Source organism: Streptomyces sp. NBC_00005, from assembly GCF_045160215.1.
Taxonomy (GTDB): Bacteria; Actinomycetota; Actinomycetes; order Streptomycetales; family Streptomycetaceae; genus Streptomyces.
Map to the genome: position 1 here is coordinate 3,480,907 of NZ_CP108316.1, position 25,604 is coordinate 3,506,510.

Here is a 25,604-nt window from a genome sequence, read left to right on the forward strand (position 1 = left end):
GCCCGTGCACCTTCCGAGGGATTCGAGGAGCTTCGATGAACGCACTCTCCGTACGTGGTGCGGTGGCGGTCGCCGCCTCCCTGTGCGCGCTGGCCGGGGTCACCGCGTGCGACGTCCAGTCCGGCAGCAGCACCACGGGCGCCGCCGGTACGAGCGCCTCCCCCGCACAGGCCAAGAACCTCAAGGTCGGCTGGTCGACGATCTACCTGACCCCGTCGTGGATGCAGCAGACCCTGAAGATGCTGCAGGGCGACGTCGACAAGCTGAAGTCGGCGGGCAAGGTCTCCTCGTTCAAGACCTTCAACGCCAACGGCGACACCTCGCAGCAGATCGCCCAGATCCGCGCCATGATCCAGCAGAAGTACGACGTGATCCTCGTCGACGCGGGCTCCTCCACCGCGCTCAACCCGGCGCTGGAGCAGGCCTCCGCCGCGGGTATCACCGTCGTCGCCTTCGACTCGCTGCCGACGAGCAAGAAGGTCATCCGGGTCGGCACGGACCAGAAGGCCTGGGGCTCGATGATGGCCACGTGGCTGGCCAAGAAGCTGAACGGCAAGGGCAGCATCATCGCCATGAACGGCCCGGCGGGCGTCGCCGTCAGTGAGGACCGGTGGTCGGGGGCCGCGGCGGTCTTCAAGAAGTACCCCGGCATCAAGATCGTCAGCAATGTGCACAGCGAGTACAACCTCGCGCCGGCCGCCCAGGCCTTCGCCTCGGCGTACTCCGCCCACTCCGACATCAACGGCGTCTTCTCGCAGGGCGGCGCACTGTCGGCGGCGGCGCTGCAGACCCTGGTCAAGCAGGACAAGAAGCTCGTCCCGATCACGGGTGAGAACTACAACGGCTTCCTGAAGCTGTGGCAGGCCAAGCAGAAGGAAGGGTTCTCCTCCCTGGCCACCGCCCAGCCCAACTACCTCGCGGTGATCGCCATGGAGGCGGCCGTCGCCAAGCGGGAGGGCGTCGCCGTCCCCCAGGACATCACCGTCCCGCTGCCCGAGATCACCGACAGCAACCTGTCGCAGTACGCGAAGCCGAGTCAGCCGGACGACTCGTATCCGATCAACGCCCTTCCGCAGTCCCAGATCGACAAGCTCATCGGCAAGTGAGCGGGTGAGGAGTTGACCACCGTGCCGCCGCTGCTCAGCGTCGAGAAGGTGTCGAAGTCGTTCGCGGGCAACCGGGTGCTCACGGACGTGAGTTTCGAGGTCGAGCCCGGGGAGGTGCTGGCCCTGGTCGGCGAGAACGGGGCCGGCAAGTCCACCGTGCTCTCCCTCGTCACCGGGCTGCTGGCACCCGACTCCGGCCGTGTCGTCTTCGACGGCACTCCCGTCGCCCGGGCGTGGTCTCCCCACCGCGCCCGGGCCGCCGGGATCGGCTCCGTCCACCAGGAGCTGAGCCTCAACCCGCACCAGAGCGTCGCGGAGAACGTCTTCCTGGGGAACTGGCCCAGCCGCCGGGGCCTGGTCCGGGGCGGTGAACTCGCCGCGCGCGCCCAGCCGTTGCTGGAGCGGGTCGGCCTCGACGTCGACCCGCGCACCCCGGCCGGACGACTGCCGCTGGGCAGTCAGCAACTGGTCGAACTGGCGAAGGCCCTGGCGGGCGAGCCCCGTCTGCTCATCCTGGACGAGGCGACCTCGGCGCTGGACGAGGACCAGGTGGGCGCCGTCTTCCGGGTGGTCCGCGAACTCCGCGACCAGGACGGCTCGGTGATCCTGGTGAGCCACCGCATGGCCGAACTCCTCGCGGTCGGCGACCGGTTGACGGTCCTGAAGGACGGCGCGGTGATGGCGACCCGGAAACGGGCACGGACGGATCACGACGACATCGTGCGGCTGATGGTGGGACGGGAGCTGTCGGATCTGTTTCCGGCGAAGGCGGCTGCGGCAAAGGCGGAGGCCGTAACGCTGGCTGCGGCAACGGTGGACGCCGTAACGCCGGTCGCGGCCAAGACGGAAGGCGTGACGGCCACGACGGCGGACGCCGTGACGACGGTCGCGGCCAAGGCGGACGCCGTGACCACGGCGACGACAGCGGCCATGACGACTGCCGGGCCGACGACGGCTACGGCGAAGACACCGGCCGTAACGGTGGCCCTCGCGACAGCAGAGCCCGGCGCCGCAGGAGACTCCGCTCCCGAATCCCTCCTGCGCGTACGGAAGTTGACTGTCCCCGGCGCCTGCTCCGGCGTCGACCTCGACCTCCCGCCCGGGCGCATCATCGGCCTCGGCGGGCTGCAGGGACAAGGCCAACGCGAGGTCCTGCGGGCCCTGTTCGGCCTTGCCCGGCACACCGGAGACCTGAGCCTCGACGGACGCCCGGTCCGTCTGTCCTCCCCCCGCGACGCCATCCGCCACCGCATCGCGTACGTCCCCGAGGACCGCAAGACCGAGGGCGTCCACACCATGCGCACCGTCCGGGACAACCTCGCCCTGCCCAACCTGCGCGCCCTCTCCCCCGCGAGCCGCCTCACCACGGTCTCGCGCCGCGAGGAGACCGCGCTGGTCGACGACCTGATCGGACGCCTGCGCATCAAGGCGGCCTCCCCCGCACAGGAGGCCCGCCGTCTGTCCGGCGGCAACCAGCAGAAGGTCGCGCTCGCCAAGTGGCTGCCGACCGCGCCCCGCGTCCTGCTGCTCGCCGAACCGACCCGCGGCATCGACATCGGCACCAAGCGCGAGATCTACCACCTGCTGCGCCGCCTGGCCGACGACGGCCTCGCGGTGCTGGTCACCTCCGGAGACACCATGGAACTGGTCGGCCTGTGCGACGAGGTGGCGGTGATGTACGAGGGGACGGTCGTCGACCGCCTCGCCGGATCAGACCTGACGGAGGAACGCCTGGTCAGGTCGTCGGTCATGGGCGTCGGGAGCGTGGTCCGTGCGTGAGCGCCTCGCGGGTGCCGCCCGCGGCAACACCGACCTCCTCGCCCTGACGGCACTTCTGCTGGTGCTGCTCGTCGCCTACCAGCACTACGACTCCAGCCTGCTCACGCCCGCCTCCATCACCATCCTGTCCGCCCAGTTCCTGCCGCTGATCCTGGCCGCGGCAGGACAGACGACGGTGATGCTGCTCGGCGGGATCGACCTGTCGCTGGGTGCGGTACTCGGGCTCTCCATGGCCGTGTTCGCCACCTACGAGGCGCACAGCGCGGGCGGTGTGGCGGCCGCCGCGCTCGTCGCCCTGCTGGTGGCCGTCTCGGCGGGCGCGGTCAACGGGACGCTGGTCGCGTACGCCGGACTGCCCCCGATCGTCGTCACGCTCGCCACGTCGTTCCTGTGGAGCGGGGTGACGCTGGTCGTCCTGCCGCAGCCCGGCGGCCATGTGCCGGGCGGGCTGGTGGCCGCGTACAACAACGGCTGGAACGGGATCGCCCTGCCGGCGGTCGCCGTCGCGCTCGTCCTCGCCGTCTGGAAACTGCTGCGCACCACCCGGCACGGGCTCGCCCTCTACACCGTCGGCGGCAACGAGCACGGCGCCTACGCCAGCGGGCTGCACACCCGCGGGGTGAAGATCTCGGGGTACGCCCTCGCCGGCGTGTTCACCGGTCTCGCCGGCATCGGCCTCGCCGTCCAAACCGGCTCCGCGGACCCGACCATCGGCACCCCGTACACGCTCAACTCCATCGCCGCCTCGGTGCTCGGCGGCATCAGCTTCTTCGGCGGGGTGGGCCGGATGCGCGGCACCGTCCTGGGCGCGCTGGTCATCGGCCTGCTCACCAACCTGCTGCTGTTCACCGGGATCTCGCCCTTCTACCAGCTCATCGCGCAGGGCGTGATCCTCGTCGTGGCGCTCGCCCTGAAGACGTATCTGACGCGGGAGGCGGCCGTATGAGCAGCAGCCTTGCACCACTGACCGCACTGCGCGGCAGCCGGGCGGCCTGGGCGTTCGGCGTCCTCGCTCTCACCTGGCTCGCGGCGATCCTCTTCGCGGACGGCTTCGACAGCGTCTCCAACTTCCGCTATCTGGTGCAGACGGCGTCGTTCCTGGGCATCGTCGCGGTCGGCCAGACCCTGGTCGTCATGATGAGCGGCATCGACCTGTCGGTGTCGGGCGTGGTCGCGCTGTCCGCGGTGGTGTGCGCCAAGGTCGCCTCCGGCGCAGGCGGCGGCACGACGGCCGTGGTGGTGGCGCTGCTGCTGAGCGCGCTGGTGGGCGCCGTGAACGCGGCCGGAGTGGTGTGGCTGCGCGTTCCGCCGATGGTGATGACGCTGGCCACCGGCACGATCCTGTCCGGCGCCCTGCTCGTCTACACGGACGGCTCGCCCAGCTCGGCGCAGCTGCCCCTGCTGGACTCGCTCGCCAACGGCCGCCTGCTGGGCGTCCCTTGGGCGTTCGTGCTGTGGCTGGCCATCACGGCCGCCGCCTTCTGGCTGCTGCATCTGTCCCGCACCGGCCGGTACGCCTTCGCCCTCGGCGCCGGCGAGGACGCCGCCCGCGCCTCCGGAGTACCCCTGGTCACCACGGCGTTCACCGCGTACGTCTCCTGCGCGCTGCTCGCCGGTGTGGCGGGCCTGGTGCTGCTCGGCTTCACCGGCACCAGCTCGCTGACCATGGGCAGCCCGTACCAACTCCTGTCCATCGCCTCGGTCGTGCTCGGCGGCACCTCCATCCTCGGCGGCCGCGGCCACCTCCTCGGCACGGTGGGCGGCGCCCTGCTGCTCACCCTGCTGACCGCACTGCTGACCTCCTGGAACCTCTCGGAGGGCGTACGGCAGGTCGTCCTCGGCGTCCTGATCATCGGCCTGCTGCTGATCTACGCGAGGGAGCGCCGTACATGACGGACGTCGAGGAACTCCTCCGGGACCTCGTACGGATCCCGAGCGTCAACCCCCGCGGCCAGGAAGGCGACGGGGGCGAGACGGCGGTCGCGGAGTACGTACGGGACTGGCTCGAACGGCACGGTGTGCAGGCCGAGTTGCACGAGGTGCTGCCCGGGCGCTGCAACGTCGTGGCCGTCGTGCCGGGCCGCCGTCCCGAGGCGATCCTGCTGGAGTCGCACCTCGACACGGTCGAGACGGACGGCATGACCGTCGATCCGTACGAGGGTGTGGTCCGGGACGGGCGGCTGTACGGGCGCGGCGCCTGCGATGCCAAGGGTCCGCTCGCGGCGTTCATGCTGGCCGCGGCCGAACTTGCGGGCGGGGAACCGCCGTTGCACACGCTGGTGCTCGCCGGGGTGTGCGACGAGGAGCACGCGTACCGGGGCGTACTGCATCTGATCGACGCCCTCGCGGACCGCCGCGTCGTGGGCGCGATCGTCGGCGAGCCGACAGGGCTGGTGCCGGCGGTCGCGCACAAGGGAGTGGTCCGCTACACCGTACGGACGACGGGGCGGGCGGGACACAGCTCGCGCCCCGAAGAGGCGGTGAACGCGATCACGTCGATGGGACCGGTCATCGCCCACCTCGCCACGACCGCTCCGGATGTCCCGCCGCACCCGCTCCTCGGCCCCGCGACCCGCTCGATCACCCGGATCCGGGGCGGCACCGGTCCCAACACCATCCCCGGCACCTGCGAGGTGGACATCGACCGGCGGACGTTGCCCGGTGAGGGGTTGGAGGCGGTCTGGGAGCACGATCGTGCGGAACTGGCCGCTTTCGGCGCGGAGTTGGACCCACCGTTCACGGTGGACCCGGCGCTGGACACACGACCCGACGCGGCGATCGTCACCGCACTCGGTAGAGCTCTGGCAGCCCACGGCCTTCCCTCCACGGCTGCGGGGATGCCCTTCGGCACCGACGCCAGCAAGCTCGCCCGCGCCGGAATCCCGTCAGTGGTCTTCGGCCCGGGCTCGGTGACGGACGCGCATGCGGCAACGGAGTCGGTGGAACTGGCCGAGGTGGAACTGGCCGCGAGGGTCGTCGTGACAACGGTCCGAGAAACGCAAGGTCGGGCAGGCGCCCCGCAGGGGCGCGGGGCTGTGTCGACATGCGGCTCCGCCGCGGGGCGCGACCAGCCGCACACGACCGGCAGACGCCCACGGGCCGAAGACCCCGCGGCGGGAGGGCGGCCGTGCGCCTGACCGACCACGTCACCCTCGTCGCCAGCGGCGCCGCCGGCTTCGATCTCACCGACCCCCTGGACTGCCACGTCTATCTGGTGCAGGGCAGCCGGCACAGCGCCCTCATCGACGCCGGAGCGGGCCGGTCCGGGCCCGTGGTCACCCGGGCCGTCGACCACCTCCTCCTCACCCACGGCCACGCCGACCACGCGGGCGGCGCCGCAGCCCTGGCCGAGCACCTGCCCGGACTCCGCGTCCGTGCCGGCGCCGCGGCGGTGAAGTGGATCGCCACGGGAGACGAACAGGGCCTCAGCGTCGACAAGGGCAAGGCCGCCGGGGTCTACCCGCAGTCGTATACCTTCACCCCCTGCCCCCGCGTCGAGCCCATCGCGGACGGCGAGGAGATCGACCTCGGCGGCGGCGTCGTCCTGCGCGCCGTCGCGACGCCCGGCCACGCCGACGGCCACGTCTGCTACCACCTGCGCACCCCCGGCTACCGGGCGCTGTTCTCCGGGGACTGCGTCTTCACCGGGGGCCGTATCTCACTGCAGAATCTGCACGACTGCCGGGTGCCCGAGTACGCGGCCAGTCTGACCCTGCTGGCCGAGCTGGACGTCGACGCGCTCTTCCCCGGCCATCACGAGGTCTCACTCGCCCGCGCCGGACGGCACCTGGTGGCCGCCCGCGACACGGTCGCCCGCGGACTGCTGCCGAGGAGTACGACATGACCGCCACTCCGGGACCCCCGGCCCGCCGCAACCAGTCCTCCTCGCTGCGCCGCGCCCTCACCGTTCTCGAGTACGTCCGCGACCACGCCGGCACCGGCCGGGGCATCTCCCTGACCCGGCTCGCGGAGGAACTCGACATCAACAAGAGCACGGTGCTGCGGCTGGCCGCGCCCCTCATGGAGGCCGACCTGCTGGTCCGCGACCGGGAGACGGGGTGGTTCCGGCTCGGCCACGGCACGCTGCGGCTCGGCCAGGCCTACCTGTCCTCGCTCGATCTGAGGACCGTGGCCACGGAACCGCTGCGGCTGCTCCAGCACGCGGTGGGGGAAACCTGCCATCTGGTGGTGTACGAACAGCCGGACGTCGTCTACGTCGACAAGGTCGAGAACGAGACCAACGTCCGCATGGCCTCCCGGATCGGCAGCCGTGTCCCCGCCTACCGCACGGCCGTCGGCAAGGCCATCCTCGCCTGGCAGGGCGAGGAGGCGTTCCGGGTGGTGGTGGCCGCCGGGATGCCGCCGGTCACCGCGCACACCTGCACCGATCCGCAGCGGCTGCGCACCGAACTCGACCGCGTCCGGCGCCAGGGCTACGCCATCGACGACCGCGAGAACGAGCCGGAGGTGCGGTGCGTCGCCGCCCCCGTCTTCGACCACACCGACGCGGCGGTCGGCGCGGTCAGCGTCTCCGGTCTCACCACCCGCATGACTCCCGCCCGGGTCCGCGAGGTCGGCCCCATGGTCGTGCGCACCGGCCTGGAGATCTCCCACGTCCTCGGCTCCTCCAGGGTCCGCGACACCGGCCGCTGAACCCGAACCCCGCTCCGAAAGGCGCCCCATGGAAAGCCCGTTGCCGACCTCTCCGGCTTCCCCTGCCTCCACGGCGTCGACGTACGCCTTCGTCGAGGACCTGCGCGCCGAGGGCACCACCGAGGTGCTCGACCGCGTCCTCGGCACCTACGGCTGCGACACCCTCACCGTCGCAGCCGCCTACCACCGCGCGCGTGACGTCACCCCGCACGGCCCGGCGCGGGTCACCCTGCGCCGCGACGGCACCCACGTCGTCCCGCCCGCCGACCTGTTCGACGGCCTGCGCCTCACGCCTCCCGTGCAGCCGGGCGCCGAGGAAGAACCGCTGCGCGAGGCACGCAGGCGTACGGCCGAGCGGGGCGCGGCCCTGCACGGCTGGACCGTGTTCCTGCACAACACGACCCTGGGCCTGGCCCACCCGGACGTCACCCAGCAGAACTGCTTCGGCGACCGGGCCGCCCCGGCGGACCTGTGCCCGGCCCACCCCGACGTGCGGGCGTACGCCGTGGCCCTCGCCCGTTCGGTGGCCCGCCTCGGCGTGGACGCGGTGGTCGCCGAGTCCCTCCACTACGGCACCTTCGGCCACGGCTACCACCACGAACGCAGCTTCGTCCCCCTCGGCCCGGCGGAGGACTTCCTGCTGGGTCTGTGCTTCTGCCCGCACTGCACGGGGCGCGCCGAATCGGCCGGAGCGGACGCCGGTGCCGCGCGCGCCGCGGCGGCCCGTACGGTCGGCCGGGTGCTGGACGGCGCGGATCCGCGGCCCGGCGGGCCGGGCATCGACGACCTGCCGGAGCCCGTCGCCGCGTACGTGCGTACCCGCACGGACACCGTCACCTCGCTCGCCGCGACCGTGGCCGCCGCGGTGGCCGCCGAGGGCTCCCGGCTGGTCTTCCTCGATCTGACCGGCGCGATCAAGGGCTATGCGGACGGCCTGCCGACGGGCCCGCTCGCCGTCGACGAGGCCTGGCGAACCGGCGTCGACCCGGCCGCGATCGGCGCCGTCGTCCCCGGCTACGCCGTCCTCGCCTACGCCCGTGACCCGGAGCGGATCGCGGCCGACGTCGCCGCCCACCGGGCCGTCCTGCCGGGCGGCTGCTCGCTGCGCGCGGTGCTGCGCCCGGGGTTTCCGGACACCGAGTCCGCCGAACACCTGGCCGCGAAGACCGCCGCGGCCACCGGGCCCGGCGGTGCCGACGCCGTGGACTTCTACCACTACGGCCTGGTCCCGTTTCCGGTGCTGGACCGCATCCCCGGGGCACTGAAAGAACGTAACCCACGCTTTACAGGGGGGATTCGTGGTGACCGTGTGCGCGGGTGCTGAAGGAGGCTTGCGGCAATTTCTGTGGTGACGTAGGTAGGTGAACCATGAACCTGTTCACCCGAGCTGCGTCCCTGCGCCGCCCGGCTCCCCCCACCGCACCCGCCCCGCAACTCCCCCTGGAGCCACCGGCCTTCGCCCCCACGGTGAACCGGCCGGATCCGGCCCTGGCGTCGTTGACCGGCGAATGGCAGATCGACCCGGCCCACAGTCGCATCGGTTTCTCCGTCCGCCATGCCCTGGTGACGACGGTGCGCGGAGCCTTCACGGAGTACCAGAGCCGCCTCTACTTCGACGGCCGCGATCCGTCCCGCTCACGGGCCGAGATCGTCCTCGCCACCGGGTCCGTCGACACGGGGGTGGAACAGCGCGACGGCCATCTGGTCGGCCGTGACTTCCTGGATGCCCGGACCTATCCGCACATGCGCTTCGTCAGTTCGACGGTGCGCCTCGCGGACAACGACGTCTACCGCATGAGCGGCGACCTCACCATCAAGAACACCACGCGTCCGGTCGACCTCGAACTCACCTACATAGGACACGTCACCGACGCGTTCGGTGACGAGCGGGTCGGTTTCGACGGCACGACCACCATCAATCGTTCCGACTGGGGCCTGACCTACAACCAGCGACTGGCGGAGGGCGGCGCCATGGTGAGCGAGAAGGTACGCCTCCAGTTCGACATCGCCGCCATCCGCGTACTCCCCGCCTGACCGGAATCCGTGACCGGCATCCCTGGCCGGCATCCCGCCTCCGGTGACAACCCGGGTCCTTCGTCACCACGACGAAGGCCCCGGGCCGGAGGCCGCGGACGTACACCTCGTGAGGAGGGCGGTACCGCGACGCCTCACAACCCCACGATCTTGTTCCACCTCTTCGCGAACTCCACCCGCTCCTTCGACGTGATGTCCCGCGCGATCACCAGCCGCTTGCGCATCGCCGCGTCCGGGAAGATCAGCGGGTTCTCGGCGAGGGCCGCCGTGTCCTTGTCCTTCGAGGAGGCGAGGACGTCCTGGGCGGCCGGGACGGGGCAGACGTAGTTCACCCAGGCGGCGAGTTCGGCGGCCACGGCGGGCTCGTAGTAGTAGTCGACGAGCCGCTCGGCGTTCCTCATGTGCTGGGCGCGGTCCGGGATCATCAGCGAGTCGGCCCACAGCTCCGCGCCCTCCTCGGGCACGAGGAAGCGGATGTGCGGGTTGTCGGCCTGGAGTTGGATCACATCGCCGGAGTACGCCTGACAGGCCAGGACGTCGCCGCTGACCAGGTCCTTGGTGTAGTCGTTGCCGGTGAAGCGGCGGATCTGGCCGCCTGCGACGTACTTCTCGACCTGGTCGCAGACCTTGTCGAAGTCGGCCGCCGTCCACTTGGTGATGTCGACGCCGTTGCCCTGCATCAACAGCGCGAACGACTCGTCGAGGCCGGACAGCAGGGTCACCCGCCCCTTGAGGTCGCTCGCCCAGAGGTCCGAGACGTGCCGGATCTCCCGGCCGAGCCTGCGGCGGTCGTAGGCGATGCCGGTGATGCCGGACTGCCACGGCACCGAGTACCTGCGGCCGGGGTCGAACGCGGGCGAACGCAGTTGCGGATCAAGGTACTTGGCCACGTTGGGCTGCTTCGCCCGGTCCATCTCCTGGACCCAGCCCAGCCGCACGAACCGCGCGCACATCCAGTCGCTCATGACGATCAGATCGCGGCCGGTCTGCTGGTGGTTCATCAGGGCGGGACTGATCTTGCCGAAGAACTCGTCGTTGTCGTTGATCTCCTCGGTGTACTTGACGGAGATCCCCGTGCGCTTCTCGAAGGCCTCCAGCGTGGGCCGCCGGTTCGGGTTGTCGTCGTCGGTGTCGATGTACAACGGCCAGTTCGCCCAGGTCAGCCTCTTGTCACTGGCGGACACGTCGGCGACGGCACGGTCACCCGGGTGCACATACGCGGCGGGCACCCCGCAGCCGGCCAGGCCGCCGAGCACCGCGCCGCCGCCCAGCGCGCGCAGCAGGGACCGGCGGGAGAGCGAGGAGGTCTTCGGCGTCAGGGGCATCCCCGCAGCATGCCGCCCCTGCCTGTGGGACGACAATCGACGCAGCGTCGAGTACGTCCGCGCAGGCCGGACACCCTGTCCATCATTTCCCTACGGCGGCCCCGGGCATCCGGCGCGGATGCGCAGCCGGCACTCGGGGGACCCCGGCCGTCGATCGGAGCGCGGGCGTCGGCGTCGTGGTCGGCGCGGGCAGGTACCGAGGGAGGCCGACCTCCACCACCAGACCGCCGGCCGGGCGCGTCACGGCCAGCACGCGACCGCCGTGCGCGGCGACGACTGCAGCCACGATGGACATGCCGAGGCCCAGCCCGTCCCGTTTCCGGACCCGATCGGGACCGAGCCGGCGGAACGGCTGGAAGAGCCCGGCCGCCTGGTCCGGCGGGATCACCGGCCCGCTGTTCTCGATCCGCAGTCCGGGGCGGCCCGCCGCGTCCACTCCGGTCCACACGCTCACCCAGGCGTCCTCGCCGGCCGGAAGGTTGTGGCGCACGGCGTTCTCGGTCAGGTTCACCACCAGCCGTTCGATCAGCTGCGGATCCCCCAGCACGGGCGCGGGCTCCAAGCGGGCCATCACCCGGCACCCGGAGTCCGGGCGCCCCGAGTCCGGACTCCGGGAGTCCGGCAGCCGCTCCCCCACGATCGCCGCCAGGTCGACGAACTCCCGTCGCTCCAGGCCCCGTTGGCTGCGCGCCAGCGTCAACAGGGCGTCGATCAGCCGCTCCTGCTCCTGCCCGGCCGCCCGCACCCGCAGCAGGGCCGCCCGCAGGGACTCCTCGGACGCCCCCGGGTCGGCGAGCGTCACGTCGACGATGGTCTGCTGGAGCGTGAGCGGCGTGCGCAGTTCGTGCGAGGCGTTGGCGACGAACTGCTTCTGCGCCTCGAACGCGCCTTCCAGCCGGGCCAGCACGTCGTCGAAGGTGTCCGCCATCGCCTTCAGCTCGTCGTCGGGGCCGGGCACGGCGAGCCGTTCGTGCAGGTTGTCGGCGGAGACACGGCGTGCGGTGGCGGTCATCGTCCGCAGCGGCGACAGCACCCGCCCGGCCATCACCCAGCCCAGGACGACGGACGCCAGCGCCATCACGGCGAGCGCGATGGCGGCCTCGACGAGCAGATCGTGCAGCTGGTCCTCGCGGATGATCCGGGCCACGGCGCTGATGGTCGCCGGCGCGGCCGGCACCGCGTCGCCGCCCGGCACCCCGGGACTCTCGACCGAGGAGACGGTCCGGCTGCCCGCAACGGAGTGCACGGCGAGGAAGTAGACGAAGCCGAGCAGCAGCGCGCCCGCCACCACGAACAGGGCGCTGTAGAGGAGGGTGAGCCGCCACCGGATGCTGCGCGGGAACACCTGCGACAGCGCCCTCATCGGATGCGGTACCCGGCCCGGTCCACCGTCTCGATCAGCGGCGGCTCCCCCAGCTTGCGCCGCAGTCGGCTGACGGTGACCTTCACGGTCTGGCTGAACGGATCCGCGGCCTCGTCCCATGCCCGCTCCAGGAGTTCCTCGGTGGACACGACCGCCCCCTGCGCCCCGAGCAGCAGCTCCAGTACCGCGAACTCCTTGGGGCTGAGCGGCAATTGGCCCCCGGCCCGGCTCGCCTCCCGGCGTGCCGGGTCGAGGCGCAGCTCGCCGCGGACCAGGACCGGCGGCAGGGCGGGCTGCGCACGGCGCGCCAAGGCCCGTATCCGCGCGACGAGTTCGGTGAACGCGAACGGCTTGGACAGATAGTCGTCGGCGCCCAGTCCGAGCCCCGCGACCCGGTCGGCGACGGTCCCGGACGCGGTGAGCATCAGCACCCGCGCACGACTGCCGCCCGCGGCCAGCCGTCGGCACACCTGGTCACCGTGCACCCCGGGCAGGTCCCGGTCCAGTACGACGACGTCGTAGCCGTTGACCTCGGCGCGCTCCAGGGCGGTCGGACCGTCGAGCGCGAGGTCGACCGCCATCCCCTCCCGCCGCAGCCCGCCCGCCACGGTCTCGGCGAGCTCTTCGTGATCCTCGACCACCAGCACACGCATGGCCGTCAGTGTGGCGGGAGGCCGGTTACACCCGGATAAGAGCAGCCGTTCCGCTGCTGTAACCGGCCGGGGAGTTGCCTGGGCGTCGTAGGCAAAGCACCCCACCACAGGAGGAACCCATGCGCGCACTGGCGACCCGGCCACAGCGCCTCGCCCTCGGCATCGCCGTCCTCACGGCCGCCGCCCTCGGCACGGTCAGCGCGTCGGCCGCGCAGGCCACCGGCACATCGACGCTGCCGGCCTCGAAGCACGCCGGCACGGAGGTGTCGGTCGCGCAGGAGCAGAGCAAGGGCGGCAAGCACCCCGAGCCGCCCAAGGGCGCCGCGTTCGCGGTGGCGTACCACCCGACCGCGGGCGCCCCCGACGACGTCAACACTGCCGACGAGGACTTCGCCGCCTGCATGAAGGACGAGGGTCGGGCGGTCTTCCCGCACTTCCACGCCTCGAAGGACGACGAGGGTCACGTACGACTGGAAGTGAAGGTCACCGACGGCGACTTCGACCCGACGTCCAAGGCGTACAAGAAGTCCATGAAGGCATGCGGACCGGTCCTGGAGAAGACCGGCATCACGTTCCCGTCCGCTCCCGGTCTGCCGCCGCTGCCGGGCAAGCCGGGTGAGCCGGGCGGGGAAGGCCCCTCTCTGCACACCGAGAAGGGCAGGCCCGGCGACGACCTGCCCGGTCTGACCACCGGCGTCCAGAGCGCCTGACCACTGCGGAGGGGGCACAGGAGGGGGAAACCGTGGCCCCGGACGGATCAACTCCCGTCCGGGGCCACGGCTCTGTGGTGACGGCTACGCGTCCAAGGACGTCATCACGTGCTTGATCCGCGTGTAGTCGTCGAAGCCGTACGCCGACAGGTCCTTGCCGTAGCCGGACTTCTTGAAGCCTCCGTGCGGCATCTCCGCGACCAGCGGGATGTGGGTGTTGATCCACACGCACCCGAAGTCCAGCTTCTTGGACATCCGCATCGCACGCCCGTGGTTCTTGGTCCACACCGAGGAGGCGAGGGCGTACTCGACGCCGTTGGCCCACTCCACCGCCTGCTCCTCGTCCGTGAAGGACTGGACGGTGATGACCGGTCCGAAGACCTCCTTCTGGACGATCTCGTCGTCCTGCTTCAGCCCGGACACGACGGTGGGCGCGTAGAAGTAGCCCTTCTCGCCCACCTGGTGACCGCCAGCCTCGACCTTGGCGTGAGCGGGCAGCCGCTCGATGAATCCGCTCACCTGCTTGAGCTGGTTCGGGTTGTTCAGCGGCCCGAACAGCACGTCCTCGTCGTCCGGCTGCCCGGTCTTCGTCTCGGCCGCGGCCTTGGCGAGTGCGGCCACGAACTCGTCGTGGATGGCCTCCTGAACGAGGACGCGGGTCGCCGCCGTACAGTCCTGGCCGGCGTTGAAGAAGCCCGCCACCGAGATGTCCTCGACGGCCTTGGGGATGTCGGTGTCTTCGAAGACGACGACCGGCGCCTTGCCGCCCAGCTCCAGATGGACGCGCTTGAGGTCCTTGGACGCCGACTCGGCGACCGACATGCCGGCGCGCACGGAGCCGGTGATGGACGCCATCGCCGGGGTCGGGTGCTCCACCATCAGGCGGCCGGTGTCACGGTCGCCGGTGATGACGTTGAAGACGCCCTTGGGCAGGATCGACCCGATGATGTCGGCGATGAGCACCGTCGACGCGGGGGTCGTGTCCGAGGGCTTCAGGACGACCGTGTTGCCCGCGGCGATCGCCGGGGCGAACTTCCATACGGCCATCATCATCGGGTAGTTCCACGGCGCGACCTGCGCGCAGACGCCGACCGGCTCACGCCGGACGATGGAGGTCAGCCCCTCCATGTACTCGCCGGCCGAGCGCCCCTCCAGCATCCGGGCCGCGCCCGCGAAGAAGCGGATCTGGTCGACCATGGGCGGGATCTCCTCGGACCGCGTGAGCCCGATCGGCTTGCCCGTGTTCTCCACCTCGGCCGCGATGAGCTCCTCGGCCCGCTCCTCGAACGCGTCCGCGATCTTCAGCAGGGCCTTCTGCCGCTCGGCGGGGGTCGCGTCGCGCCAGGCCGGGAAGGCCGCGGCGGCGGCCGCCATCGCGGCGTCCACATCCGCCTGGCCGGACAGCGGCGCGGTCGCGTACGCCTCGCCCGTCGCGGGGTTGACCACCTCGGTGGTCCGTCCGTCGGCGGCGTCCCGGAACTCACCATTGACGTAGTTGCGCAGACGACGCAGCTCGGTGCTCACTGCCGGCCTCCTGTCAGATCTGATCTGTTTGCGGTGTCCCACTCACTGAGACACCCACCCTAATCCGCGCACCCACGTTTTCAACACCCCCAGTCACATCAGAACTGCGAAATCCGCAGGTCTCGGCCGCGTAAACAACGAATTTCATCGCTCCGCCCTTGCGGAAGCGTCGAGACGTCGTGCACAGTGAGGTCGTGGCCAGTCGAAGCGCAGAGCACAGGGACTCCCGCGAGTCCAGGAACGGCACTCCGAATCTGGATGCCGTCTCCCTCGCCATCATCGAACAGCTCCAGGAGGACGGCCGCCGGCCGTACGCCGCCATCGGCAAGGCGGTCGGCCTTTCCGAGGCCGCCGTGCGCCAGCGCGTGCAGAAGCTGCTCGACCAGGGCGTGATGCAGATCGTCGCCGTCACGGACCCGCTCACCGTGGGCTTCCGCCGGCAGGCGATGGTCGGCGTCAACGTCGAGGGCGACCTGGACCCGGTGGCCGAAGCGCTGACCGCCATGCCGGAGGTCGAGTACGTGGTGATGACCGCGGGCTCGTTCGACATCCTCGCCGAGATCGTCTGCGAGGACGACGACCACCTGCTGGACGTCATCAACAAACGCATACGGGCGCTGCCAGGCGTGCGCTCCACCGAGAGCTTCGTCTATCTGAAGCTCAAGAAGCAGACCTACATGTGGGGAACCCGATAACCGTGAGGACCCGATAACCGTGAGCACCAAGGACCTCAGCCAGACCGCGTACGACCACCTGTGGATGCACTTCACCCGCATGTCCTCGTACGAGAACTCCCCCGTCCCCACCATCGTCCGGGGCGAGGGCACCTACATCTACGACGACAAGGGCAAGCGCTACCTCGACGGTCTCGCGGGCCTGTTCGTGGTCCAGGCCGGCCACGGCCGCGTCGAGCTCGCCGAGGCGGCGTTCAAGCAGGCGCAGGAGCTGGCGTTCTTTCCGGTGTGGTCCTACGCCCACCCGAAGGCCGTGGAGCTGGCCGAGCGGCTCGCCGGCGAGGCTCCGGGCGACCTGAACAAGGTCTTCTTCACCACCGGCGGCGGCGAGGCGGTCGAGACCGCCTGGAAGCTCGCCAAGCAGTACTTCAAGCTCACCGGCAAGCCCACCAAGTACAAGGTGATCTCCCGCGCGGTCGCCTACCACGGCACCCCGCAGGGTGCCCTGTCCATCACCGGCCTGCCCGCCCTCAAGGCCCCCTTCGAGCCGCTGGTCCCCGGCGCGCACAAGGTCCCGAACACCAACATCTACCGCGCCCCGCTCTTCGGCGACGACCCGGAGGCCTTCGGCCGCTGGGCCGCCGACCAGATCGAGCAGCAGATCCTCTTCGAGGGCCCGGAGACGGTCGCCGCGGTCTTCCTGGAGCCGGTCCAGAACGCCGGCGGCTGCTTCCCGCCCCCGCCCGGCTACTTCCAGCGCGTGCGCGAGATCTGCGACCAGTACGACGTCCTGCTGGTGTCGGACGAGGTCATCTGCGCCTTCGGCCGCCTGGGCACGACGTTCGCCTGCGACAAGTTCGACTACGTCCCGGACATGATCACCTGCGCCAAGGGCATGACCTCGGGCTACTCCCCGATCGGCGCCTGCATCATCTCCGACCGCCTGGCCGAGCCGTTCTACAAGGGCGACAACACCTTCCTGCACGGCTACACCTTCGGCGGCCACCCGGTCTCCGCGGCGGTCGGCCTCGCCAACCTCGACCTGTTCGAGCGCGAGAACCTCAACCAGCACGTCCTGGACAACGAGGGCGCGTTCCGCTCGACCCTGGAGAAGCTGCACGACCTGCCGATCGTCGGCGACGTCCGCGGCAACGGCTTCTTCTACGGCATCGAGCTGGTGAAGGACAAGCACACCAAGGAGTCCTTCAACGACGAGGAGACCGAGCGCGTCCTGTACGGCTTCCTCTCCAAGGCGCTCTTCGACAACGGCCTGTACTGCCGGGCCGACGACCGCGGCGACCCGGTCGTCCAGCTCGCCCCGCCGCTGATCTCCAACCAGGAGACGTTCGACGAGATCGAGCAGATCCTGCGCGCGACGCTGACGGAGGCGTGGACCAAGCTCTGACCTCCACGGAGATCCCCCTTGAGGACTTTCTCGTAGATCGTTCTTGAAGATCTTCCGCTGGGATGATCAACACCGGCCCCGGTGCCGCCCGTTCGAGTGAGAAACGGGTGCCCGGGGCCGTGTGCTGTCCGGCATCCCCACCTGAACTGCCTAGCGTGCCGAGTGACCGATCGGCCCTGTCTTCGTTCCCCCGCACGGGGGATGTGGCACGGCAAAAACGGATCTGAACCGAGGTGTACGCGGATGGTGGCCCCGCCGGACAACGACGTGCTCTGGGCACGCGCCCTGCACTTCCAGCACAGTGACGGCTCGCCCGCGCTCACCGGCGTCTCGCTCGGGGTCCGCGAGGGCGAGATCCTCGCCGTCAGCGGCCCCCGGGGCAGCGGCAAGACGACCCTGCTGCGCTGCCTGTCCGGCCTGGTGCCGACCCAGCGCGGCGAGGTCTGGTTCAACAGCGCGCCGGTCCACACCATGGGCCCGATGACCCGTGAGCGCCTGCGCCGCGACCGCTTCGGCTGGATCGACCCGGCACCCGTGCTCGTACCCGAGCTGAACGCCTGGGAGAACGCCGCCCTGCCCCTGATGCTCCGCGGCACCAGCCGCCAACGCGCCAAGACGGCCGCCCTGGAGTGGCTGGAACGCCTCGACGTCGGCGACAAGGCGCGCAGACGCCCGCACGAACTGAAGCAGGCCGAGCGGCAGCGCGTCTCGATCGCCCGGGCCCTCGCCCCGGCCCCCACCGTCCTGTTCGCGGACGAACCCACGGCCCCCCTGCACCGCGCCGACCGCGCCCACGTCCTGCGCACGCTCACCACGGCGGCCCGCTCGCACGGCATCACGGTCGTCCTGGCCACCCACGACGCGGAGACCGCGGCCCTCGCCGACCGCACCGTGTCCCTGCTGGACGGCCGCCGCGTGAACACGGTCCACCTGCCTCCGGTGACCGAGAGGGAAGGCCGGGCCGCGTGCTCGCTCTCCGTCTGACCCGCGGCGCCCACCCGGCCGTACAGCTGCGCCGCGCCCTGTTGGCGGTGGCGTCGGCCGGCACGGGCTTCCTTCTGCTGTGCGCCCTCGGCTACGCCATGAGCCACGCGGACAACCCCGCCGCCTCGGTCCTCCGGCTCGCCTGGTGCCTGACCCCGCTGGCCGCCACCGTCCACTTCGCGGTGGCGGTGGCCCGCACCGACCCGGCCACGAAACCGCGGCCCGGTCTCTCGGCCATCGGCCTGGGCCCGGCCCGCCTGATGTCGATCTCGGCCGCGACGACGACCCTGTCCTGCACGCTGGGCTCGATGCTGGCTCTCCTCTTCTTCCTCCACCTCCGCGGCGACCTCACCGGCATCCCCTTCGACGGCGCCGCCTCCGCGTTCCTGGCCGCGGACCAGCCGCTGCCCGTCCCCGCGGCCCTGACGCTCCTTGCGCTGGTCCCGGCGATCGCGTCGGTGACGGTCGCGCTGGTCCTGCGGCCGCGAGACACCAGGCCGGGCACGGCACGGGCGACAGGACGCGGATACGGCCGCTTCGGGGCGTACGGCCGGTCGGTGGCACGGGAGACCTTCGGCGCGTACGGCCGCTTCGGCGCCCGCTTCCGGATCGCCGTACGGCAGCCTGCCGCGACGCCCGACGCCGTACCGCCCGCCGTGAACGGGTCCACCCCTGCAGAGCCGCCCCCGGGTTCCGTCGCACCCGACCCCGACCCCACCCAGCCCCCGGCTCCCCGCAACGCGCCCGCGGGCCTCCCCTGGGGCGTCACCGTGCTCACCGCCGGCCTGGCCGTGGAGGCCTACGCCGGCCGTGCGACAAGCGCCCCCGGCCTCGGCCTGGGCAGCCTCACCTCCGGCACCCCCGCGGTCCTCGCCGGCTGGGTCCTCACCGCCCTCGGCCTGACCCTCGTCGGCCCCGGCCTGACCCACCTCTGCGGCCGCCTCCTCCAGGCGGCCCGGCCCGGCGCCCTGCGGCTGCTGGCCGGCCGCGTCCTCATGGAGGAGGCCAACCGCATCGGACGGCCCCTGGGCGTCGTCTCCGCGGTCGCCTCCGGCGCGTTCGCGATGACCGCGCTGTACGACACCAACGCCCCCGCCTTCGGCCCTCTCAGCACCTTCGGCACGCTCCTCGTCACCGGCTGCACCGTCGCGACGCTGCTCACCTCCGCGGTGGAGGCCAAGCACGCCCGGGCGGACACCACGGCCGCGCTGCTGCGGCTCGGCGCCCCCACCACGATGCTGCGCAGTGCCGCCGCCCTCCGGGCGGGCGCGCTGCTCGCCGTGTTCGCCCCGCTGACCTTGATCGTGGCCGAGCTGGCGGCGCTGCCACTGGCCCGCTGAGAACTCGTAGGAACACGATTCCCAGGAGGCGATGAGTTCCGCACGGGCCCGCGGTCTACCCCTGCGAACGCCACGCATCCGATGGGAGACCTCACATGTACCAGCAGATGATCTTCGTGAACCTGGCCACCAACGACGTCGACGCGTCGAAGAAGTTCTTCACCGAGCTCGGCTACACGATCAATCCGCAGTTCAGCACCGACGACTGCGCCTGCGTCGTGATCAGCGACACCATCATCGCGATGTTCCTCAGCAAGAAGCGCTACGCGGACTTCACGAAGAAGGAGATCGCCGACTCGACGAGGACCAGCGAGGCGCTGCTGTGTCTGAGTGCCGAGAGCCGCGAGAAGGTCGACGAGCTGGTCGAGAAGGCGATCGCCGCGGGCGGCACGGGAAACAACGACACCCAGGACCACGGCTACATGTACGGCCGTTCCTTCGACGACCTCGACGGCCACAGCTGGGAGGTCGTGTGGATGGACCCGGCGGCCGTCCAGGGCTGAGCGGCAGGGGTGCCTAGCATGGGCCCGTGCAGACGAGCCCGGCCCATGCGGCCCACCACGACGACCGCGAGATCGAGACGCTCGAGGACTTCGACGCGACCGTCTCGGCCCGCGGCACTCTTGCCGGACATCGCGTACAGGGCGTCGATCTGACGGACCGTACGCGGGAGTTGCTCACCACCGACACCGCCCGGGCCGTCTTCCTCGGCTGCCGGATGCGTGACGACGCGGCGGCGAAGGTCCGCGCCGACGGCGCCCTCGTCTTCCCGCCCGTCCCGTACCTGCCCTTCGACCCGTACCGCGGTCACCTCTACACGCCCGACGAGCTGTTCGCCTCGCTCGACAAGGGCTACGAGCAGACACCGGACGCCCTCGCCTACGCCTGGTTCCAGCGCACCAAGGCGGACGGCGACATCTACGCCTCGATGCTGCGCGCCGTCCACGACGACTCCGTCTCCGACGCCCTCGACGAACTGCTGCGCGGGGCACGGGTGGTGGGCGTCATGGGCGGCCACGCGATGGCGCGCGGCACCCGGGCGTACGCCGGTTCCGCACGGCTCGGCCGGGAGCTGACACACGCCGGGTTCACCGTGGCGACCGGCGGCGGCCCGGGCGCGATGGAGGCGGCGAACCTGGGCGCGTACGCGGCGCCGTACGACGAGGCCGTGCTGGACGAGGCCTGCGAACTCCTGGCGAAGGTACCGTCGTTCTCGCCCTCGATCACCGAATGGGCCCGGGCCGCCTTCGAGGTGCGCACCCGCTGGCCGAAGGGCAACCACTCCCTCGGCATCCCCACCTGGTTCTACGGCCACGAACCGCCGAACCCCTTCGCGTCGCACATCGCCAAGTACTTCGCCAACGCCACCCGCGAGGACGGCCTGCTGGCCCGCTCCAACGCGGGCGTGGTCTTCCTGCCGGGCGCCGCCGGCACCGTTCAGGAGATTTTCGACAACGCGACGCCCAACTACTACGAGTCGCGCGGCGAACCGACGCCCATGGTCCTCGTCGACCGGGAGCACTGGACCGAGCGGCTGCCCACGTGGCCCCTCTTGCGGGCCCTCGCCCGGGAACGGTCGATGGAGTCCCGTATCGCCCTCGTTGACCGGATCGAGGAGGCTCCGGAGGCCTTGAAACGTCTCGCTGATTAATAAGAGAGCAAAGCCAACAACCTAGATCCGCATACGCATTGACACTCCTTATCGAACGCTTATAAACCTGTGAGTCTCCTGGGGAAAGTGAGGCTTCGCCTCCACAGACGCTCCACTTCCCCCGTAAGCCCCCCGCAGTTGCGCATCCCGTGAAGGGCAAACGTGTCCATAACCCGCCGTACCGCACGTCGTTCCGTGCAGATCCTGGGCGTTGCCGCCGCCTCCTCCGCGCTCGCGCTGAGCGCCGCGGGCAGCGCACTCGCCTGCAACATCAGTGAGTTCTCCGCCGAAGCCAAGTGCGACGGCGCCAAGGGCGTCATCAACGTCACCGACGTCGACGCCTCCGGCACCTCGGCCGTCATCACCGTGTTCCTCGAGAACAACGGCGCCGACGTGCAGCAGATCGGCAAGCCGACCGAGGTCAAGGGCTCGCGCGAAGGCGTCACCGTCACCTTCGCCGAGGACTGGAAGCCGAACGCCGAGTACCGCATCCACGTCAAGGCGGGCAACCGCGTCGACGAGGACATCAAGCCGAACCTGACGACCCCGTCCGAGGGCTGCTCCAAGGACGAGTCGACCCCGCCGGCGACCCCGTCGCCGTCTGAGTCCGCCTCGACCCCGGCCGAGGAGAGCCCGACCCCGACTCCGTCGGCCTCGGACAGCACCACCGCTCCGGCCGGCACCTCGAGCAACGCGCCGTCCCCGGCGGCCGGTGACTCGAACCTTGCCGAGACCGGTGCGAACTCCAACACCGGCCTGATCGCCGGTATCGCGGGCGCGCTCGTCGTGGTCGGCGGCGGCGCCGTCTTCTTCGGCATGCGCCGTCGCGGGGCGAACAGCGGCAACTGACGCCTCACTTCGCAGCAACACCGTGGCCCGTCCCCTCGTGAGGGGACGGGCCACGGTCGTTCATCCGAACGTCGCCCGCTCCAGCCAGAACTCCAGCAGCTCCCGCTCGCCGACGATCTCCAACTCCGGGCTGTTCAGGGGCAGTCGGCGGAAGAAGGCGAGGAGCACGGAGGTGAGCGGGCCGCGCAGGGCGACGGTCGCCCGCTCGTGGCCGCGGCGCCAGGCGACGCCGTCCTCGAGGAGTTCGACGATCCACTCGGCGTTCAACTCGGGCGCGGTGTCGGTGGCGTGGAGATGGATGGCGCGGCCGGGGCCGTGGAATTCATTCGCCGCCCGGTGCGGGACGTTGCGCTGGATGTACTCCACGATCTCCAGCCACTCGTCGAGCGCGTCGGCGGCGACGTCCGGCGCGACATCGTAGGGCAGACCGGCGGTGAGGGTGGCGTCGGCGCGGTGGACGGTGATCTCGTGGGTCATCCGACGCGCCCAGAAGCCCGAACTGGGCGTCCCGGCCCACCCCCACACCTTCGCGTCCGGCCCGGCCTCCCGGAGCGTCCCGACGACCATCTCGCCGGTCTCGCCGAGCCAGGCGTCCAGCGCGGCGGCGTCGCCGCGGGCCTCGGGACCGTCGTGCATCGGCACCCGCTCGTCCGGAACGTGCTCCTGGGCCCGCGTCCGCACCAGCAGCTCCACCCAGCGCAGGGCGCCACCCATGTGCCGTACGAGCTGTTCCAGGGACCAGTCGGGGCAGGTCGGCACGGTCGCGGACAGGTCGGTACCGGATGTCACCACGGCTCTCAACCCGGCCACCTGGTGGGCGATTTGGTCGCAGTAGCGGTCGTGCGCGAGCAGTGTCATGCCCGCACCCTATGAAGGGACCGGTCAGCCGACCACGACGATTTCCGCCACGTCGAACTCCACCCCCACCGCGTCCCCGACCTCCGGCGCCTCCCGCAGCGCCACCGCCGCCTCGAGCCGCGGCGCGTCCTCCGGCTGCAGCTGTACGGCGACATGGGTGCCCTTGAAGGTGCGCGCGGCCACGGTGCAGCGCAGTCCCTCGTCGGCGGGGACCAGGCGCACCCCGGCGGGCCGTACGAGCAGGGTGCGCGTCCCCTGCGGGGCGTCCTCGGGCACCGGCAGCTTGCCCCAGGGCGTGTCCGCGGCCTGGCCGGCCACCGTGCCCTCGACCACGTTGTCGAACCCGAGGAACCGGGCCACGAACTCGTCCGCCGGCCGCTGCCACACCTCAAGTGGCGTACCGGACTGGGCGATCCGCCCGTCCCGCATCACCACGACCCGGTCGGCGAGCGCGAAGGCCTCGCCCTGGTCGTGCGTCACGGCGAGCACCGTGGTGCCCAACCGGCCGAAGAGTTCGCGGAGTTCGACGACCAGCCGCTCCCGCAGCGAGCGGTCGAGCTGCCCGAGCGGTTCGTCGAGCATCAGCAGCCGCGGCCGGGGCGCGAGCGCGCGGGCCAGCGCGACGCGCTGCTGCTCACCGCCGGAGAGCGAGGCCACGGCGCGCCCGGCCGCCCCCGGCAGACCGACGAGGTCCAGCAACTCCCGTACCCGCCCCTGCTGTTGGAGCCGTGTGGCGCCGTGCATCCGCAGCCCGAAGGCGACGTTCCCGCCCACGTCCCGCTGCGGGAAGAGCTGATGGTCCTGGAACATCAGGCCCACCCCGCGCTTGTGCGCGGGCACACCCGCCTGGTCCCGACCGTCGAGCAACACCTGCCCGCCGGACAGGGGTTGGAGCCCGGCAACCGCCCGCAGCAGCGTCGACTTGCCACTGCCGCTCGGCCCGAGCACGCACACGATCTCGTGCTCGGCGACATCGAGGCCGACGGCGTCGAGCACGGCGCGCCCGCCGAACCGCACGGTCGCGTCCTCAAGGCTCAGCAGCCTGCTCCGCATCAGAACTCCCCGGTCCGGTCGGTACGGAGCCGCTCCAGCACCAGCAGCGCCACCGCGCACACCACCATCAGAATCGTCGAAAGGGCCATCGCCTGGCCGTAGTTGAGCTCGCCCGGCCGGCCGAGGAGCCGCGCCACGGCGACCGGCAGCGTCGGGTTGTCGGGCCGCGCGATGAACACCGTCGCCCCGAACTCCCCCAGCGACACCGCGAATGCGAAGCCGGCCGCGACCAGCAACGCCCGCCGCACCATGGGCAGATCGACCTCCCGCCACACCCGCCACGGCGACGCCCCGAGCACGGCCGCGGCCTCCCGCAACCGCGCGTCCACGGCCCGCAGCACGGGCAGCATGGTCCGTACGACGAAGGGGACGCCCACCAGCGCCTGCGCGAGCGGCACCAGGATCCACGAACTGCGCAGGTCGAGCGGCGGCTCGTCCAGCGCGATCAGGAACCCGAAGCCGACGGTCACGGCGGAGACGCCCAGCGGCAGCATCAGCAGCGCGTCGAAGCCGCGGACCAGCCGGCCCGCGTCCCGGCGGGTGAGGGCCGCGGCGGCGAGACCGCCGACCAGCACGGCGATGGCGGTGGCGACGAGGGCGTACTGCAGCGAGTTGCCGATCGCCTCGATCGGCGGGACGAGGAAGGTCCCGCCGTCCTCGCTGGTCAACGCACGGTAGTAGCCGAAGTCGGGGGCGCCGAGCGACCGTTGCACCAGCACGGCCAGCGGCAGGACGAGCAGGACGGCGATCATGGCCAGGACCCCGGCCAGCAGCGCCCACTGCCCGGCCCCGCGCGGCCGCCGGGCCGTGACGTTCGCGTCCACCAGCCGCAGGGCCGTCTCCCGCCGCCGTACCGTCCACGCGTGCACGGCGAGGATCACGCCCACCGCCACGAACTGGACGATCGTGAGCACCGCGGCCGTGGAGAGGTCGAAGATCTCGGACGTCTGCCGGTAGATCTCCACTTCGAGCGTGGAGAAGGTGGGACCGCCGAGGATCTGCACCACGCCGAAGGAGGTGAAGGTGAAGAGGAAGACCATGAGAGCGGCCGCGGCGACGGCGGGCGCGAGGGCGGGCAGCGTCACCCTCCGCCAGGCCTGGAGCGACGACGCGCCGAGCATCCGCGCCGCCTCCTCCTGACGCGGATCGAGCTGCCCCCACAGCCCGCCGACGGTCCGTACGACGACGGCGTAGTTGAAGAAGACGTGCGCGAGCAGGATGGCCCAGACGGTGGTGTCCAGCCGCACGCCCCACAGCTCGTCGAGCAGTCCCCCGCGCCCGACGAGCGCCAGGAACGCCGTACCGACGACGACCGTCGGCAGGACGAACGGGACGGTGACGACGGCCCGCAGCACCTGCTTGCCCGGGAAGTCGAGGCGCGCGAAGACGTACGCGCCCGGCAGGGCGATCAGCAGCGTGAGCGCGGTGGACGCGAGCGCCTGCCAGGTGGTGAACCACAGGACGTGCCGGATGTCGGACTGCGTGACGACGTCCACGATCCGGCCGAACCGCCAGGCCCCGTCGACCTTGAGCCCGCGCGCCACGATCGCGGCGACGGGCCAGGCGAAGAACACCGCGAAGAACGCGACGGGCACGGCCATGAGCCCGAGCCGCGCCGCGCTCCCCGCCCGGTCCTTGTGGAC

At 71.3% G+C, this 25,604-nt stretch carries 24 protein-coding genes; 17 read left to right on the forward strand and 7 right to left on the reverse strand.

Annotated features, from left to right (window positions below; all coding sequences use genetic code 11):
* Window positions 1-35 precede the first annotated feature (35 nt).
* From OG303_RS15860 to OG303_RS15900, 9 genes are read left to right on the forward strand one after another with little or no spacing between them, the layout of a single operon-like run.
* Window positions 36-1,106, forward strand: coding sequence for an ABC transporter substrate-binding protein (locus OG303_RS15860; protein WP_405869036.1), 1,071 nt, complete (start codon window positions 36-38; stop codon window positions 1,104-1,106).
* Window positions 1,107-1,127: 21 nt separating this feature from the next.
* Window positions 1,128-2,885, forward strand: coding sequence for a sugar ABC transporter ATP-binding protein (locus tag OG303_RS15865; RefSeq protein ID WP_405877289.1), 1,758 nt, complete (start codon window positions 1,128-1,130; stop codon window positions 2,883-2,885).
* Entirely contained in the window at window positions 2,878-3,831 is a 954-nt protein-coding gene (locus OG303_RS15870) for an ABC transporter permease (protein WP_405869037.1), read from the forward strand. Before OG303_RS15865 ends, OG303_RS15870 begins: the two co-directional genes overlap by 8 nt.
* Window positions 3,828-4,778: an ABC transporter permease gene (locus OG303_RS15875; protein WP_405869038.1), complete on the forward strand. Its 951-nt coding sequence runs from the start codon at window positions 3,828-3,830 to the stop codon at window positions 4,776-4,778. Before OG303_RS15870 ends, OG303_RS15875 begins: the two co-directional genes overlap by 4 nt.
* On the forward strand, window positions 4,775-6,022 hold the full coding sequence (locus OG303_RS15880) for a M20 family metallopeptidase (RefSeq protein WP_405869039.1): 1,248 nt from the start codon (window positions 4,775-4,777) through the stop codon (window positions 6,020-6,022). Before OG303_RS15875 ends, OG303_RS15880 begins: the two co-directional genes overlap by 4 nt.
* Window positions 6,013-6,729 carry an MBL fold metallo-hydrolase gene (locus tag OG303_RS15885; RefSeq protein WP_405869040.1) on the forward strand — a complete coding sequence of 239 codons (717 nt, stop codon included), beginning with the start codon at window positions 6,013-6,015 and terminating at the stop codon, window positions 6,727-6,729. Before OG303_RS15880 ends, OG303_RS15885 begins: the two co-directional genes overlap by 10 nt.
* Window positions 6,726-7,538 carry an IclR family transcriptional regulator gene (locus OG303_RS15890; protein ID WP_405869041.1) on the forward strand — a complete coding sequence of 271 codons (813 nt, stop codon included), beginning with the start codon at window positions 6,726-6,728 and terminating at the stop codon, window positions 7,536-7,538. The genes OG303_RS15885 and OG303_RS15890 overlap by 4 nt, the downstream gene beginning before the upstream one ends.
* Window positions 7,539-7,566: 28 nt before the next feature.
* Window positions 7,567-8,862, forward strand: coding sequence for a hypothetical protein (locus OG303_RS15895; protein ID WP_405869042.1), 1,296 nt, complete (start codon window positions 7,567-7,569; stop codon window positions 8,860-8,862).
* A 44-nt stretch (window positions 8,863-8,906) separates the two neighbouring features.
* The gene (locus OG303_RS15900) at window positions 8,907-9,572 is read left to right on the forward strand and encodes a YceI family protein (protein ID WP_405869043.1); all 666 of its coding nucleotides are present in this window, start codon (window positions 8,907-8,909) and stop codon (window positions 9,570-9,572) included.
* Between the two features lie 134 nt (window positions 9,573-9,706).
* Here the strand turns inward: OG303_RS15900 and OG303_RS15905 are convergent, their stop codons facing one another.
* The 3 genes from OG303_RS15905 to OG303_RS15915 all read right to left on the reverse strand — a co-directional run bounded on the left by OG303_RS15905 (window position 9,707) and on the right by OG303_RS15915 (window position 12,913).
* Window positions 9,707-10,897 carry a spermidine/putrescine ABC transporter substrate-binding protein gene (locus OG303_RS15905; RefSeq protein ID WP_405869044.1) on the reverse strand — a complete coding sequence of 397 codons (1,191 nt, stop codon included), beginning with the start codon at window positions 10,895-10,897 and terminating at the stop codon, window positions 9,707-9,709.
* 82 nt (window positions 10,898-10,979) lie between these two features.
* Window positions 10,980-12,260 carry a sensor histidine kinase gene (locus OG303_RS15910; RefSeq protein ID WP_405869045.1) on the reverse strand — a complete coding sequence of 427 codons (1,281 nt, stop codon included), beginning with the start codon at window positions 12,258-12,260 and terminating at the stop codon, window positions 10,980-10,982.
* Complete coding sequence (locus tag OG303_RS15915) at window positions 12,257-12,913, reverse strand: response regulator transcription factor (protein ID WP_405869046.1); 657 nt, start codon at window positions 12,911-12,913, stop codon at window positions 12,257-12,259. The genes OG303_RS15910 and OG303_RS15915 overlap by 4 nt, the downstream gene beginning before the upstream one ends.
* A 119-nt stretch (window positions 12,914-13,032) precedes the next feature.
* Here OG303_RS15915 and OG303_RS15920 point away from each other — a divergent pair, with 119 nt between their 5' ends.
* Complete coding sequence (locus OG303_RS15920) at window positions 13,033-13,623, forward strand: hypothetical protein (RefSeq protein ID WP_405869047.1); 591 nt, start codon at window positions 13,033-13,035, stop codon at window positions 13,621-13,623.
* 84 nt (window positions 13,624-13,707) lie between these two features.
* Here OG303_RS15920 and OG303_RS15925 read toward each other — a convergent pair whose 3' ends face one another.
* On the reverse strand, window positions 13,708-15,147 hold the full coding sequence (locus OG303_RS15925) for a gamma-aminobutyraldehyde dehydrogenase (protein ID WP_405869048.1): 1,440 nt from the start codon (window positions 15,145-15,147) through the stop codon (window positions 13,708-13,710).
* Window positions 15,148-15,326: 179 nt separating this feature from the next.
* Here OG303_RS15925 and OG303_RS15930 point away from each other — a divergent pair, with 179 nt between their 5' ends.
* The 7 genes from OG303_RS15930 (at window position 15,327) to OG303_RS15960 (ending at window position 22,050) form a co-directional block, all read left to right on the forward strand.
* Window positions 15,327-15,842 (forward strand): Lrp/AsnC family transcriptional regulator, encoded by a 516-nt coding sequence (locus OG303_RS15930; protein ID WP_405877291.1) that lies wholly within the window; start codon window positions 15,327-15,329, stop codon window positions 15,840-15,842.
* A 19-nt stretch (window positions 15,843-15,861) separates the two neighbouring features.
* Window positions 15,862-17,226 carry an aspartate aminotransferase family protein gene (locus OG303_RS15935; RefSeq protein ID WP_405869049.1) on the forward strand — a complete coding sequence of 455 codons (1,365 nt, stop codon included), beginning with the start codon at window positions 15,862-15,864 and terminating at the stop codon, window positions 17,224-17,226.
* A 243-nt stretch (window positions 17,227-17,469) separates the two neighbouring features.
* A complete protein-coding gene (locus OG303_RS15940) occupies window positions 17,470-18,210 on the forward strand; it encodes an ABC transporter ATP-binding protein (protein WP_405869050.1) in 741 nt (246 codons plus the stop codon).
* Window positions 18,192-19,550: a hypothetical protein gene (locus OG303_RS15945; RefSeq protein WP_405869051.1), complete on the forward strand. Its 1,359-nt coding sequence runs from the start codon at window positions 18,192-18,194 to the stop codon at window positions 19,548-19,550. Before OG303_RS15940 ends, OG303_RS15945 begins: the two co-directional genes overlap by 19 nt.
* A 95-nt stretch (window positions 19,551-19,645) precedes the next feature.
* Window positions 19,646-20,053, forward strand: a complete 408-nt coding sequence (locus tag OG303_RS15950) for a VOC family protein (RefSeq protein WP_405869052.1) — start codon at window positions 19,646-19,648, stop codon at window positions 20,051-20,053.
* Between the two features lie 26 nt (window positions 20,054-20,079).
* On the forward strand, window positions 20,080-21,201 hold the full coding sequence (locus tag OG303_RS15955; protein ID WP_405869053.1) for an LOG family protein: 1,122 nt from the start codon (window positions 20,080-20,082) through the stop codon (window positions 21,199-21,201).
* A 162-nt stretch (window positions 21,202-21,363) separates the two neighbouring features.
* The gene (locus tag OG303_RS15960; RefSeq protein ID WP_405869054.1) at window positions 21,364-22,050 is read left to right on the forward strand and encodes an LAETG motif-containing sortase-dependent surface protein; all 687 of its coding nucleotides are present in this window, start codon (window positions 21,364-21,366) and stop codon (window positions 22,048-22,050) included.
* A gap of 60 nt (window positions 22,051-22,110) precedes the next feature.
* On the opposite strand, the gene OG303_RS15965 is transcribed toward OG303_RS15960, so the two are convergent.
* From OG303_RS15965 to OG303_RS15975, 3 genes are read right to left on the reverse strand one after another with little or no spacing between them, the layout of a single operon-like run.
* The gene (locus OG303_RS15965; RefSeq protein ID WP_405869055.1) at window positions 22,111-22,908 is read right to left on the reverse strand and encodes a maleylpyruvate isomerase family mycothiol-dependent enzyme; all 798 of its coding nucleotides are present in this window, start codon (window positions 22,906-22,908) and stop codon (window positions 22,111-22,113) included.
* 24 nt (window positions 22,909-22,932) lie between these two features.
* On the reverse strand, window positions 22,933-23,961 hold the full coding sequence (locus OG303_RS15970; protein ID WP_405869056.1) for an ABC transporter ATP-binding protein: 1,029 nt from the start codon (window positions 23,959-23,961) through the stop codon (window positions 22,933-22,935).
* Window positions 23,961-25,562, reverse strand: a complete 1,602-nt coding sequence (locus OG303_RS15975; RefSeq protein ID WP_405877293.1) for an ABC transporter permease — start codon at window positions 25,560-25,562, stop codon at window positions 23,961-23,963. Before OG303_RS15975 ends, OG303_RS15970 begins: the two co-directional genes overlap by 1 nt.
* Window positions 25,563-25,604: the final 42 nt, after the last annotated feature.